Consider the following 15,341-nt stretch of genomic DNA (forward strand, 5'->3'; position numbering starts at 1 on the left):
AAAGTCCCCCTTCTTCCCCCCTGGGGGGGGGCAGGGGGGGGTGGGGATTTAGGGGGATCTCCGGGGCATAAATATGTTAAGTGAACCGTATTGAGATCTTACCCCCCCCAACCCCCCCTTGTTAAGGGGGGGCTAAGACTTCATCCATATACTTACGCACTCATGGATATTGACATACCTCCTCGTCCTAAAGGAGCGAGGATTCCTTGACGCTTCACTGCAATGCGCTACCGAAGTAGTTTGACCTTTGCTCCACGTCCGTTTAGAGTCTCCCAATGCCCTGTGGCGACTTTTCGTTTTGCTCGCACAAGCCCAAAAACTTGCAGTTGCCTCAAAGGTCGGACTTTGCCGTTGCCCTCTTGCTTCCCCTATTTCTGATCGCAACTCTGGCAGGACTCTCAACCTTGCTGTTTATTTTGGAGTATCTCAAATCCGGGCGGGTCAGTGACCATCTACATCTTAACTTAAAGCCGTCCTAAAAGGACGGGGTTTTCAACCCAATTTTCTGATAAAGGGGGTTTTCTTCCCCGGATTAGATATCACTTTCTGGGATATCTGTTCGCAGTGGCAACTTCACGGTAAACGTTGCTCCTTGTCCGTTACCCGAACTTGTTCCGCTAACGGTACCGCCGTGGAGTTCTACTAAATGACGGACAATTGAGAGTCCTAGCCCTAATCCACCCTCTGTGCGAGAGTAGCTACTGTCGGCCTGACTGAAGCGATCGAATATATAAGGGAGAAAATCAGGGTCAATGCCCTGACCATTATCGCTAATTTGGATTTGAGCCATGCCATCAATGCAGTCTAATGCGATGTCAATTTTGCCTCCGGCTGGGGTGAATTTAATGGCGTTTGAAAGTAGATTCCACACAACCTGCTGCAAGCGGCTCGGATCTCCCAACACTATTGGTTTTAAAGGACTTAGGCAGGATTCAACTTGAATATTTTTGGCTTGTGCTGCCGAACGAACCACCTCGATCGTATTTTCAAGCAGTGGATTGAGTTCCATTTCCGAAACGCTGAGCCGATACTGGCCGGTGCTAATCCGGGAAACGTCTAAGATGTCATCGATGAGCTGGTTTTGTGCTTTGGCGGCGCGCTCGATCGTTCTTACCGCTTCCTGGGTTTTAGCTTCGTCAAATTTTTTCAGTTGCAGCAACTGTGCCCAGCCAATTATCGCATTCAGGGGCGTTCGCAGTTCGTGAGAGAGGACGGACAAAAACTCATCTTTGACTCGGTTGGCCTCCTCGGCAGCCGCGCGAGCCGATTGTTCTTGCATCCGCAGGCTGCGTTCTGCCTCCAACTGTTTTTGCTCGGTGATATCCTCTACCGCCAGCAGAATCATCTGTATATCGCCGATGGGAGGCATTTTGCGGGCATTGATCCGCATTATTTTATGCCCGATCGCCTCGAAGTCCTGCTCTATTTCCAAATGGTGAAATTCGGGATTGCCAGTCGTAATTTCTTCGAGGAGCGATCGCAACTCGGGAATATTCCACTGTTTGTTACTAAACTCGAAGATCGAGTGTTGCTCAATTTGGATCGGCATCACCTGAAACGTCTCGTAGAAAGAACGGTTGGCGGTGATCGCCTGCAGGTTTAGATCCAGCACTAGCAAAGGTTCCCGGACTGTTTCTACGATCGTTTCGGCATAATTTTTCGCTTCCGTCAACTGCTGGGCGCTGAGTTTGAGATCGTTGATATCCACCAGCATCACCACAGCCCCATCAATTTTGTGGTCGATCGTCCGATACGGTCGAATATGCAGATCGTACCAGCGATTCTCTCGATCTTGAACCTCCTGAACTTTCACGTTGAGGGTGCGGATCACCTCTAAAATCATTGGCTCTAAATCCGGCAGTATCAACTTGTGAGTGATGTCGCTCAAACAGCGCCCCACATCGGCAGAAATCAAGTTGAAGATGCCTTCGATTGCGGGAGTAAACCGGCGGATTCGCAGGTCGCCTCCCAGCATCAGGATCGGAATATTGATGGTACTGAGCAGATTCTGTAAATCGTTGTTCACCTGATTCGATTCAAGATTGCGCCGCTGCAATTCGTCATTAATCGTGTTCAGTTCTTCATTGGTTGCTTGAATCTCTTCTTTTGCGGTTTCGAGTTCCTCGTTTGTACTTTGCAACTCTTCGTTGTTCGACAAAATCTCCTCGTTGGCGGCTCTCAAATCTTGGTTGGCGGCTTGATGTTCTTGGACGATCGACTGCAGGTGGTCTTTTGTGCTTTTGAGTTCTTGTTGCAGCCTCGCAATCTCCAAACTTTCACCCTGTAAAGGATCGGAGTTGACTCTAGCATCGTTTGCAGCAGTCATTGCAGGAATCGGCGGCTCGTCTTGAAACAAAACTAAAAAATAGTTTTTTACAGCAGCGCCTGTTGGGAAGGGAATCACGTTAATTTTGACCAGGCGGACGATCTCGCTTTCTCTAATTTGCAAGCCTTGGCGGGCGACCGGCAACTGCTGCTGCGAGGCTTGTTCAATTGCAGCGCGGAGTTCGAGGCGCAATCCTTCTTTTGCCATTTTCAGCAAATTAAAGCTCGCCTTACCGGGGGCCGGTTCTAGGTAGGCGTTTGTCTGTCCTCGAAATTGCAGAATCTCGCTGGCGGTGTTAATCACTACGCCGACAGGGGCATAGTGATTCAAAACAATGCGATCGGCTTGTTTTTCCATTTGGATTTCGTTTAAGCTTTCCGCCAGCAGCGGTGGAGGGTTGACTGCTGTAGCGGGATAGTTGCTAGCAGTTAAATCCATGCTCAACCAATGCGACAGCAGTTTTTTAGTATAAATTTTGTTTTTTTTGTCGAATAGCGCAAACAATTCGGAAAAGTCACCAACTGTTTCCGAAGTGCCCAACAGCAAGAAGCCTGCGGGCCGAAGCCCGTAGTGGAAAATTGGCAGCAGCTTTTTTTGCAGCGGGGGGCCGAGATAAATCAGCACGTTCCGACAGGCGATCAAATCCATCCGGGAAAACGGCGGATCGCCGATCAGGTTTTGTTTGGCAAAGACGCAGAGTTCGCGCACCGCCTGAGCGATTTGGTATCCGCCTTCGACTCGGACAAAGAACCGATTCAGGCGTTGGGGCGAAATATGGGCGACTTGGGCCTGCGTATAAAAGCCGCGGCGGGCGATCGCGATCGCACTTTCGCTGATGTCTGTGGCATAAATCTGAATCGGCAGATTAGTAGCTCGATCTGCTAAAAACTCTAGCAAGCAAATGGCGATCGAATAAGCTTCTTCGCCCGTAGAACAGCCGGCAATCCAAATTCGGATCGGTGTTTTTGAGGATTTACCTGTGACGATTTCGGGAAAAACCTTGGTGCTTAAGGCCTCAAAGCTGTCGGGATCGCGAAAAAAGCTGGTGACATGAATTAAGACATCGTGGTAGAGCGCCGTTACTTCTGTGGGGGTGTTTTTGAGATATGCGGCATAATCCTCGATCCGTTCCAGCTTGTACAGCAACATCCGCCGCTGCATCCGCCGGTTCAAGGTGGTTTGCTTGTAGTGAGTAAAGTCAACTCCTGTAGCGGCGCGCAGCAAATTGTAGATGGTGGCGATCGCATTTTTAGTTTCGCTCGTCGCATCTTCGCTGGCGGTCGGTTCTGTCGCAGTCCGATCGGCAATATAGGGATGGCGGCCGATCTCTGCTATTTTCTCGGCAATTTTTTCCGGTGGTAAAGTAAAATCTACCTGACCCGTGCCCACTGCAGTATTCGGCATACTGCTGACTTGTGCCGATCCTTCACATTGAGCAAAAGTAATACCGCCTGCGGCCTTAATCGCTTTTAACCCTTGGGCTCCGTCGCCGTCGCCCCCGGACAAAATGACGGCGATGGCTTTGTTCCCCCGTTCTGCAGCCAGAGAACACAGAAAAATATCGACGGACATAAATGCCCCGCGTTCTCTGCCGCGAGGCGTTAGCTTCAGCATCCCTCCAGCTACGGTCATGCTGAAGTTCGGGGGGATGACGTATACCTGATTCGGTGCTAGGAGCATCCCCTCTGTCACTTCATGCACGGGCATCTGGGTCGATCGGGCCAGAATCGCACTCAACACGCTTTCCTGAGTGGGTAACATATGCTGAATCATTACAAACGCCATGCCGGTATCGATCGGCAAATGGCTGAGTAATTGCCTAAAGGCTTCCAGTCCACCGGCCGAGGCTCCTATTCCGACGACTGGAAATAATTCGTTTGGATCGTCCTGCTGCTTTTCTTCAGCTTTGGTATCAGCTTTTGGTTGAGATTTCTTAGAATTTTTTTTATAACTCATGTTTTATACCCGATATCTTGCTGTTCGAGCAGCACTTCTTAATCTAGTTTTTTTATGCTTATTAAAGATACTACACTTTATCATAAAATGAAGCTTCAGCCATCTACCTGCCGATATATTGAGCCGCACTTTGGGAGTAGGAGCGATCGAATTTCAAATTAGAATAATTATTCTAGCTATCCCAAATGATTTGTGAACGCTATCCATACTATTAGCAGCCGTTCTCAGGAATGAAAATTTAATAATTTAAGCAATTGCTCGTATTGCTCGTTACGTTGCCCAATCTCTCGGAGGGCGGGCACGGGGGCACCGCCCCTACATATCTGCATGAATGATTTAGGATTGCTATTTGCTCGTTACCAGGCTCTGCCTGGTAATGCAGATCCGGAGGCTCTGCCTCCTTCTTTCTCGCAACTTACAGGAGAGAGAACTGTAGGAGGTGTTTGAGTTATTAAGTTTTCGGTTCTAACTGATATCTTGCACCTGTGGCAAAAACCGGGTTTTTGACCGCAAAATTAGCATCACAACCTATCTCTCTAGTTCGGAAACCCGGTTTTTAAGAGTTTGTTGAGAATGGTGCGAGATGTCAGTTCTAAGTAACATGAGGTTCGCTCAAAAAGCGGGAACAAATAATAGGTAATTGCCAGATTATTTGAGTTCGGGTTAGCTAGTAGCTATAATTTATGACCGATTACTAATTACCGATTGCGGGAGTGTACCTCACCCAATCCCAATTTCATAAACTGCGGCCACAAATATGACTTCTATTTTATTATAAAGTTCGATGTTTAAAACAAACATACTAATTGTAGGTTGGGCCCTGGAACGAACCCTCTGTTTCGCTCCGCCCAACCTACAATCATGCTCAACCCAACGGTATTGGGCTATACAGCAATCTTTGCAGGATTCACAAAATTTGTTGTAGGGCGATCGGAAGATGTGCAACTTCACATTAAATTGGTATTACTTAAGTAATTTATGTGCCTGCGTGTACTTTTAGATACAAACACTATTTTTAACCCTGTGTTGTAAAAATTGGCCTAAAAAAACTTTTTTGGACAATTTGCATAATTTTTGTGGAAAAGTCCTGATAGATAAATAAGGTGTGGCGCTTATCTCAAAATTAGCCCCCACCTGTTTATCCCAAACAGGAAAAAAACATTGGCAGTATTAAGTGGTACATCCTCAAACGACAACCTGACAGGCACCCCAGATGATGACAACATCACAGGCTTAGAAGGCAACGACACTTTGTCTGGCTTAGAAGGCAACGACACCTTGCTAGGCGGTGAAGGAGACAACAACCTCAGTGGAGGTGCGGGCAATGACTCCCTCTTTGGCGACTTTGGCAATAACACTCTCGATGGCGGTGCGGGCAATGACTTTCTGAATGCAAGGGGTAGCCTGGCCGGCGGCGATGGAGACGACACCCTGTTCAGCTTTGGCACTAGCACCTTAGATGGCGGTGCGGGCAATGACTTTCTCAGTGGTGGTAATAGCATCTTAGAAGGCGGTGCGGGGGATGATACGCTCAGTGCTGGATTTGGGAGTGTGCTGCGAGGCGGTGCAGGTAACGATCGCTATTTGCTGCGGGATAACGGCCAGAGTCAACTTCAAATTCAGGATACTGGCGGCATCAATCGCTTAGACTTTGTGAATTTTGACAACCAGATCAGTACCAGCACTGCGCTGTCGCTGTCGCTGTCATCAGGTACTCTGGGATTGAGCCGCCAAGGCACGAGTTTAGCCATCGACATCAATCAAGACGGCATCATCAGGGCTACCGATGACGTTGTGATTTTAGACTTTTTCGGTGCATCCCCGACTGTCCAAGGTGCTGGGTTCATTGAAACTGTGGGTAATTTATCGGGTGCCGATATCCTGGCCGCTAATTTACCGGAGACCGCGACGACGCCCACACCAGCGACGACGCCCACACCAGCGACGACGCCAACTCCAGCGACAACGCCCACACCAGCGACAACGCCCACACCAGCGACAACGCCTATTCCTATTCCTATAAGACCAACACCGGCAGCCACACCAACACCGGGCACACCCACACCCACACCGGGCACACCAACACCAACACCTCCACCTTTCACGCCCGCAGCAGCACTGTCGATCGCACAGCCGATCGCACCCACATTCACCAACAGGCCCGCACCAAGCGAATTGCCACAGGTTTTGGGCACCAGTGGCAACGACGCGATCGGTGGCAGCGAAGCCAACAATATCTTGTATGGCAACGCTGGAAATGACACCGTGGGAGGCAATGGCGGCGACGACATCGTATTTGGCGGCAAAGGCGATGACGGCTTATTCGGCGATGTCGGCAACGACCTCTTGTTTGGCAACCTCGGCAACGACACCCTTGTCGGCGGCGACGGTGCAGATACCGCATTGGGCGGCAAAGCTGACGATTTGATATTTGGCGGCGCTGGTAACGATGTCCTCGGCGGCGAACTCGGCAACAACACTTTACTCGGCGGCGAGGGTAGCGATACTCTGTACGGCGGTGAAAATAATGATGTCTTGTTTGGCGGTAGCGGCAACGATTTCCTCTACAGCACAAAAGGTAACGACATCTTGGTTGGTGTTGACTATACCGGTGCTAATCCCGGACGCGGCGAAGTTGATACGCTGATTGGTGCAGATGGTAGCGATACTTTCTTGCTGGGAAATGCCACAGAGTTCTACTACAGCGACGGCATCGATAGCAGCACTGGCGCTGGCGACTACGCTTTGATTGTCGGCTACAACCCCAGTAACGATATCATCCAACTTCAAGGCGCTCCGAGCACCTACAGGATCGGCGCTTCTCCGGCTGGATTGCCCGAGGGTGCTGCTATTTTCAAGAAGACTGGGGCGGATGACGAGTTGATCGCGATCGTCCAACCTGTTTCTGGTTTTGGCCTTGACAGCAGTTCTTTGCGCTTTGTTTAACGGTTGAGGGCGATCGGTCGGGCGATCGATTGTCCAATGGCCCCGGCGGTTGAAACCAGGTTTACACAAACAAAGTCGGCCTGCGCCGACTGGTTCATCAAGGGGATCTATCCCCAACCCGGATTTGGTATTATACCAATTTCATAAAGTTATGCTACTACCGAAAGTTTTACTCCCCCCCTTTATAAGGGGGGGTTGGGGGGGTAGATATGTAGCGCTATTTTATGAATTTGGTATTAGATTCAGTCCTGCCCTTGGTGCAGGACTTTTTTTGTTTGGAGGGGCGATCGGGCACCGAAACTTAATTCTCAAAATAGTTGACTCAGAATCGCAAAATAGTTGTATAATGTTTCTCTAGTCATTTTTGACCGCAATAACTCAAAAGTAAAAGCAGGTACAATAGACTAAGCGCGGGCGTAATTCAGTGGTAGAATGTCAGCTTCCCATGCTGGACGTCGTGGGTTCGAGCCCCACCGCCCGCTTTAACTGAATTTTCATATAACTATGAAAATTAATTAGTGCGATCGATTCAATTTATGGCTAAATTCTTAACCGCTGCATTATATAAGTTCGTTGAACTATCGGATTTTGCCGACCTCAAAGCACCGCTACTCGATTGTTGCAACAACCACAACGTCAAAGGCACTATCTTGTTGGCTGCAGAAGGCATCAACGGGACGATCGCCGGTTCGTCAGAAGGCGTCCACGCAGTCCTCGCATTCTTGCGCCGTGACGCGCGTTTTGCTGATTTGGTTCACAAAGAATCTTTTTCCGAAAAAGCACCGTTTTACCGCCTAAAAATCCGCTTAAAACGCGAAATCGTCACGATGGGAATACCTGATATTAATCCATCTCTCATGGCTGGCAAATATGTCAAACCCGATGAGTGGAATCAGCTACTTGACGATCCTGATGTGGTGGTAGTTGATGTACGCAACGACTTCGAGGTATCTATGGGTACTTTTGCAGGCGCTATTAATCCCAAAACAAAAAGCTTTTCCGACTTGCCAGAATGGGCGCTCAAAGAAGCTGCTTTGCGCGAAAAACCCAAGGTAGCAATGTTTTGCACTGGCGGTATTCGCTGCGAAAAATCTACGGCTTTTTTGCGCTCTCAAGGTTTTGAAGAAGTCTATCACCTCGAAGGCGGAATTTTAAAATATTTGGAAACGGTGCCCGCAGCAGAAAGTCGTTGGGAAGGTGAATGTTTTGTCTTTGATGAACGGGTTTCTGTTGTTCATGAATTAAAGCCTGGTAACTACGAACTTTGTCGCGGTTGTCGTCACCCGATTAGTCAGGAAGATAAAGCTTCTGAATTATTTGTAGTTGGTGTAAGTTGTCCTCATTGTCATGACTCGAAAACTGAAACCAAAAAACAAGGCTTATCGGAGCGGCAGCGTCAGATTGAGCTTGCTAAACGCCGCAATCAAACACATATCGGCGCGCGCTATGATCTGAAGGAAAAAGTTGATAATGGGATAGATTAAGACATTAGATGGGGGAGAAAGAGGGCGGGTTTTGCCTTTATAAACTGGTTGGTATCATAGATTATTAGCTAAACCCGCCCCTACCATATACTATGTTTTTTTGGCAATGACTTACTTCATAGTATTAGCACTAAGCTCAAGAAACCGGGTTTCTCTGAAAACTCTGGTTGGGTGACGTGAAATTTAGAAAGAAACCCGGTTTCTGACTCTAAAGCCTTCCTAATGACAACTGACTAATGACTAATGACTCATCCTATATGTCAACAACCTATCCAATTTTGTATTCTTTTCGCCGCTGTCCCTATGCTATGCGCGCGCGCTTGGCGCTGATGGTTAGCAATCGGGTGTGCGAGTTGCGGGAAGTTGTTTTGCGAGACAAGCCACAAGAAATGTTAGATGTATCGCCCAAGGGTACTGTACCGATATTGATTGATGTTGACGGGCGGGTACTGGATGAAAGTATTGATATCATGTTGTGGGCATTAGAACAACACGATCCTGAAAAATGGTTGATTCCAGAACAAGGTACTGTTGCAGAAATGCTAGGACTAATTGCTGAATTTGATAGTGGCTTTAAATATCATCTCGACCGTTATAAATACCCGGAACGTTATGCTGGTGTTGAGGCTAGAGTACATCGAGATGAAGCTGCTGTATATCTGGAAAAACTCAATGCAAAGTTAAACGGGACTAAATATTTGTATGGTAATAATGTAGCATTGGCCGATCGCGCGATCGCACCTTTTGTCCGTCAATTCGCTCATACCGATAAAAATTGGTTCAACCAACAGCCTTGGTATCAGCTACAAGCTTGGTTAACAGGGTTTACAGACTCGGAAATCTACGCTAGTATTATGCACAAATACCCAAAATGGGAATCTGGCAATGCAGGCGTTGTTTTTGGGCGATCGTAATTACCTATCAACCGGTTTGTAGTCAGGACTTCACTCCGCATCCAACAGAGGACTAAAGTCCTGACTGCGAACCTGAACTAATGTTATTTTGGTCGCTCATACCATTTTTCTAAATATATGCTATAGATGAAGTCCGAAGCCCCCCCTTACTAAGGGGGGGTTGGGGGGGTAAGATCTAGTGCTACTTTATGAAATTGGTATCAAGCGTTAGTGTATTCTAGTGAGTATTGTCAGGCTGAAATTATGATTGAGGTTGGTTCGTTAGTTCGATCGCCCAAAAACGATTTGGGAATCGGAAAAGTTGTCGAGGTATCGTCTACCGATGCCGTAATTGAATATTTTTGCTCAGTAAAAAACCGCTTTCGCAAAACTATAGCGTTGGGTTTGCTACAAGAAGCTAGACTTCAGCGACAAACCCGCTGCTACCTCTGGAGTAACACTCAGGAAAGGTGGATAATCGGGCGAATTTATGACTGGGATGAAGATAAATTAGAATACGAAATTGACCTCCCCGACAGCCAAAGTTTGCAAGCTGTCGAAACCGAACTTTACGTCCGCTGCAATATCCCGATCGCCGATCCGATCGATATTTTAGCAGTCAAAGGCCAAGAAACACCGTATTTTCACGATCGGCGATTGGCATTTGTGCAATCTGCGATCGAACAGCGCGCCGTCAGCCGTGGCATGACCGGATTAATTTCTGCTAACATAGAGCTCTACCCGCACCAAGTTGAAGTCGTCCGGCGCGTCCTAGAAGACCCGATCGCGCGCTATTTGTTAGCAGACGAAACAGGACTGGGGAAAACCGTAGAAGCCGGGACAATTCTCCGCCAATTCCTACTCGACGATCCCAACGGACGCGCTGTAGTGCTCGTTCCCAAATATTTGCTCGAACAGTGGCGACAAGAGTTAGAAAATAAATTCTATTTGTCTCATTTTGCTGACCGAGTGCAGCTTGTTGCTATTAGCGAAATCAATCAAATTAGCCGCAACGCCAACCTGGATTTTTTGATTGTGGATGAAGCCCAGGAACTGGCCGCAATGGCTAATTCGGGCGATCGCAATCAGCAACAATCCTTTGAACTATGCCAGCAACTAGCTCAAAAAAGCCATAACTTATTGTTATTATCTGCAACGCCAGTTATCGGTCACGAGCAAGATTATCTCACGATGCTGCACTTGCTAGACCCGACTACTTACCGTCTAGATGACCTCGAAAATTTCAAAGAAAGAGTGCAGAACCGTCAGGAAATCGGCCGCGCCTTGCTAGATTTCCGAGAAACAGCAAAGCCGGCAGTTTTGCAAACAAAAATCGCTCAACTCCGCACTCTGTTTGCGAAAGATGATTATTTGCTCGGATTGATCGACGAGTTAGAAACTTGTTTGAAAACCGCAGAAACCGCCGAACAATCTCGCCTTGTCCAAACTATTCGCACTCACGTTAGCAATACCTACCGCCTCCACCGCCGCATTCTCCGCAACCGCCGGGATGCAGTGGAAGATGTGATTTTCGATCGCGATTGTGTCCCCAAAACCGAGTACGATCTCAATGACGAACAGTGGTCGGAAATTCAAAGCGTATTCGATAAATGGCGCGCTGCTGCTCCCAAATCCAGCGAATATCAGAGAATTTTTCTGCTGTTTTTCCGCGCTTCCGGTACTTGGTTGAATGTTTTGGAACGGGTTGTCAAAGCTCGCTTGCAGAAAAAATCGACTCCTGAACTCGATCGCGAATTCGGACAAAGCGACACCGCAATTTTGACCAAAACAGCGCTGTTTCCCGAAGAAAAGGAAATGCTGGAAACCTTGCTCAACAGCCTGCAAAAGCCCCAGGAAGGACTCGACAGACTCTCGTTGTTGCGAATTGCTATTTTGCGATTTTTGGCAGTTGCTTTGAAGGTTCCGCGCGAGTATCACAGCAATTCTCGCGATTTGCTATCGAGAATTCAACAGCAAATTAAACGGCCGATTCCGGGCGAACGTTTCCCGAAGATTGTAATCTTTACCAGTTTTACGGCAAGTTGTCAAGAGATTGCGGAAAACTTAGCTAAAATATTTGGTAAAAAGGCGATCGCCAGCCACGACACCGGCAAGTCTGCGGATGATGTTGAGGCTAGTCTGCATCGATTTAAGACTGAGCCGCATTGTTTTATCTTAGTGTGCGATCGATCGGCAGAAACAGGGGTAAACCTACAAATAGCAGATTGGTTAATTCACTTCGATTTACCGTGGTTTCCCAACCAGCTAGAACAAAGACTCGGCAGAGTCGATCGCATTGGCAGCAAAATGGGAGTACAATTTTGTTTGTTTGCGGGCCCGGATCTGCCAGAAAGTCCCCACGAAGCTTGGTTTCAAGTCTTAAAAGACGGCTTCGATATCTTCAACAAATCGATCGCCAGCCTTCAGTTTTATGCCGAACAAAAACAGCTAGAACTTGAAGCAAAGTTGTTTGCTGAGGGAGCAAAGGGCTTGTCAAGCGAAATTGAATCAATCAAAAATCAAATCGCCCAAGAGAAAACAAAAATCGACGAACAGTACGTTCTAGATGAAATTGACACTCTAGAAGACAGCGCATCTCAGTATTTTGAATCCCTCGAAAACTGCGACGACCGCCATAAAGAAATGCAGCGGGCGACGGAAGGTTGGCTTTGTCAAGCTCTCCACTTCAAACAAATCGAACATCCGACAGTATCGGGGTTAATCCGCTATCAACCCACTCAAAAAACCTTGATTCCTTCAAACGATTTGAGAACTCGATTAATTCCTTATTGTCAGCAGTACGGTAGTTACAATCGCCGCATTGCTCATCAAAATACCGATGTCGTTCTTTACCGCATTGGAGAGGGATTGATCGATGCACTTGGCTCTTACATTCGCTGGGACGATCGGGGTCAAGCTTTTGCGATGTGGCGGCACGATCAAAGTTGGGATGCTGCGGAAGGGATGGAGTGGTTCGGCTTCCAATTTAATTATTCTATCCAGACTGATGTGGAACCTGCGGCTCTAGTTTTGCAAGCACAAAGCATCGACAATTACAACTTGAAAGCTTTGCAGCGGCGCGCTGATGCTCTGTTTATCCCAACTTTTGAAACTGTGTTTGTAGATGCTCGCGGCGAGCAGATGTCTCTGGTGGAAGATGCGGAAGTTCTGCAGATTTTGCAGCGGGGTTATAAAGGCAAAGGCGGCCCGAATCGGGATTATAATTTGTCTAAAAATCGTACTTCGCTGATTGACAGTTTTGTCGATCCGTTGGAATGGGATGATTTTTGTCAAAAGAGCCGGGTGGTATCTGAGGAATTGCTGCGAGGGCGCGAGGCTTTTGTGGAAATGTGCAATAATTCTGCTGTCAGTGCTGCAATCCAACTCAAAAACCGGGTGAATCAATTGCAATTGCGATTGAATCGACTTTCTAAATCCGAACAACTTTTAGAATCGGTTTTGGGTGATGAAATCAGTACCGAAAGTGCGTTGAGTGAAGCGGTTTTAGCGGGAATTCGCCGCCCCCAGATGACTCTTGAGTCGGTGGGATTTATTGTGATTTCTGGGCGCGCTCCTGTTAAGGAGAAGGAAGAAGGATAGCTGGTTTGGGTGGAGTTTCTCGTTACCAGGCTCTGCCTGGTAATGCAGATCCGGAGGCTCTGCCTCCTTCGCTCTTTTTCTCGTTACCAGGCTCTGCCTGGTAATGCCGATCCGGAGGCTCTGCCTCCTTCGCTCTTTTTGACCCGATCCGGAAGCACGGGCAAGATACCCGTGCTAGGATGGACGGATATGGATGAAAGGGCGATCGCTCTTTATTTAATCAAATTGTTTCTTAAAAACAGCTTTAGGGTGGAAAGTAGCGATAAATATCTTTCCGGTGAAGAACTCTTGCAAAAGTAACTGTTTCGCCATCAAAATAAAAACCTATTCGATAGTCGCCAACCCGAAACCGATACGCATTATCATCGCCTTTCAATTTTTTTAAGTTAACTATTGTCTGTAAATCATTAACATTGGGAATTTCCGCAAAAGCAAACTCCTTGATTTGCACAAAAGCAGGCGTACTTTTAAGAGTTTTTAAATCCTTCAAAAAACTGGGCAGATATTCGACTTTCATTCTGTTTCCAGTTCTGCAAGTGCTTGCCCTAAATTTAACGGCTTTTCATTTTTTACTTCGCGCATAGCTAACAGAAGTCCTCTATCTTCGATAGCTTCTAATAAATACTTATAGTCGGTATAATCTAGAATGACTTGACTAATGTTGCCTTCGGCATCTAATATCAATTTTTGGGCAAGTGGATAATCTTCTATCTTCATATACTTTTATATACTTTTATGTGGAGATGAGTTGATAGGAAATGATGGTTCTATTTTAACTGGGATTTTTTTTTACAAGGTTTGATGATGGTCGATTCCCTACGGGATAGCTACGCTTCACGGGATTTTTTTGAAGCCATCGCACAGGCGAAATGCCCGTGCCACGAGGGATGCGGATGGATGAAAGGGTTGTCGCACTTAGGAACTAAACATCCTCAAAAATCGCTCCCCCCTGCTGTAAATTCAACTTCACATCCTCCGCAAGTCCAGAGTTATTCCCAAACCTTGCTGACTCGACATTCGTACCGCTGAAATTAGTATTTGTTAAGTTCACTTCGAGCAAATTGGCGCGGCTCAAATCGGCACCGCTGAGGTTTGCTAAAGCCAGACTGGCGCGGTACAAATCGGCGCGGCTCAAATCGGCATTTCCTAAGAAAGCGCCGCTCAAATCTGCACCGCCGAATTTGGCATTTTGCAGGTTGGCGTCGCTGAAATCGGCATCGCTGAGGTTTGCACCTCGGAAGTTTGCTCCCTGGAGCTTTGCACTGCTAAAATCAACTGCATTCAAAGTAGTTCCGCGCAAGTTAGCGCCCGCGAAATCTCGTGCTGGATTGAGATTGGCGATTTTTGCCAACTCTGTAAAGTTGTCGGTTTCAGCAGAGATAATGCGATCGACCATTTGTTGCAATTTAGCTTGAGCTTCCGGGACAATTTCCTCCTCTGGCTGTTCCACCGCAGGCAAATTGTAGGACAACAGCGCCCAACTGAGAGCAGGTTGGAGTTTATTTGCTTGCAAATATACAGTCAAGATTCTTTCTAAAACCGAATGTTGATTTGGCGTAATATCATGCAGCCACAAACCCTCAGCATCTGTGATATAAATATCTTCTTTGGCAACTTCAAAAGTCGCTGCAATCCGCAATGGTTTGGCTGTTAATTCAGCTATTCTAACACTTTTTAGCAAACCTTTTAATACAGAATCAGCGCGCTCCAATGTGAAAATCCACGCAGGCGTTGTATCGTCGCCTATGGTGGAAACGTGACACAAAGTGCCATGATTTTCTTTGGCTTTTTCTGCCGTTTCACTTTCTAGAACTACCGCAGGATTTTCTGTAAATAAAACTTGTGTGCTGCTTTGAATTGGCGACAGCTTGAAATCACCGACTAACTGACGTGATGCTACGGGAATTTCGCAGTTTTCCAGATTGAGCTTGAGCGTCCCGCCTTGCAAGCCAAATTTGACCCTACCGCCGAGTATGGGTTCCCAATGCTCGTTAAAATTCAGGCTCAAATGAATGTCGAGCTGCTGGGTTTCGGTTCCAACCGACAGCACTGGAATTGCTTCTAATTGCATCCACAAGCAATCGGGGTATTTGTTGTGAGACTCTAGCGATCGCATATCGGGAGAAGTGCTGGCTC

At 47.3% G+C, this 15,341-nt stretch carries 8 protein-coding genes and 1 tRNA gene; 5 read left to right on the top strand and 4 right to left on the bottom strand.

The annotated features are described in order from the left end of the window. Nucleotides 1–532: 532 nt before the first annotated feature. Nucleotides 533–4,282: a chemotaxis protein CheB gene (locus WBA89_RS23955; protein WP_424409943.1), complete on the bottom strand. Its 3,750-nt coding sequence runs from the start codon at nucleotides 4,280–4,282 to the stop codon at nucleotides 533–535. A gap of 1,161 nt (nucleotides 4,283–5,443) precedes the next feature. Here WBA89_RS23955 and WBA89_RS23960 point away from each other — a divergent pair. From WBA89_RS23960 to dpdE, 5 genes are all read left to right on the top strand, one after another. Next, entirely contained in the window at nucleotides 5,444–7,228 is a 1,785-nt protein-coding gene (locus tag WBA89_RS23960; RefSeq protein WP_424409942.1) for a calcium-binding protein, read from the top strand. Nucleotides 7,229–7,638: 410 nt separating this feature from the next. Further along, a tRNA-Gly gene (locus tag WBA89_RS23965) sits at nucleotides 7,639–7,710 on the top strand. A gap of 54 nt (nucleotides 7,711–7,764) precedes the next feature. After that, a complete protein-coding gene (locus WBA89_RS23970; RefSeq protein WP_424409940.1) occupies nucleotides 7,765–8,712 on the top strand; it encodes a rhodanese-related sulfurtransferase in 948 nt (315 codons plus the stop codon). 236 nt (nucleotides 8,713–8,948) lie between these two features. Beyond that, on the top strand, nucleotides 8,949–9,626 hold the full coding sequence (locus WBA89_RS23975) for a glutathione S-transferase (RefSeq protein WP_424409939.1): 678 nt from the start codon (nucleotides 8,949–8,951) through the stop codon (nucleotides 9,624–9,626). Nucleotides 9,627–9,869: 243 nt separating this feature from the next. Then, entirely contained in the window at nucleotides 9,870–13,205 is a 3,336-nt protein-coding gene (gene dpdE, locus WBA89_RS23980) for a protein DpdE (protein WP_424409937.1), read from the top strand. Nucleotides 13,206–13,449: 244 nt separating this feature from the next. Here the strand turns inward: dpdE and WBA89_RS23985 are convergent, their stop codons facing one another. From WBA89_RS23985 to WBA89_RS23995, 3 genes are all read right to left on the bottom strand, one after another. After that, on the bottom strand, nucleotides 13,450–13,722 hold the full coding sequence (locus WBA89_RS23985) for a type II toxin-antitoxin system RelE family toxin (RefSeq protein ID WP_424409936.1): 273 nt from the start codon (nucleotides 13,720–13,722) through the stop codon (nucleotides 13,450–13,452). Then, nucleotides 13,719–13,922 carry a hypothetical protein gene (locus WBA89_RS23990; protein WP_194012618.1) on the bottom strand — a complete coding sequence of 68 codons (204 nt, stop codon included), beginning with the start codon at nucleotides 13,920–13,922 and terminating at the stop codon, nucleotides 13,719–13,721. The genes WBA89_RS23985 and WBA89_RS23990 overlap by 4 nt, the downstream gene beginning before the upstream one ends. A gap of 205 nt (nucleotides 13,923–14,127) precedes the next feature. Then, nucleotides 14,128–15,321, bottom strand: a complete 1,194-nt coding sequence (locus WBA89_RS23995) for a pentapeptide repeat-containing protein (RefSeq protein WP_424409950.1) — start codon at nucleotides 15,319–15,321, stop codon at nucleotides 14,128–14,130. Nucleotides 15,322–15,341 lie beyond the last annotated feature (20 nt).

The organism is Microcoleus sp. (assembly GCF_049646505.1).
GTDB lineage: Bacteria > Cyanobacteriota > Cyanobacteriia > Cyanobacteriales > Microcoleaceae > Microcoleus.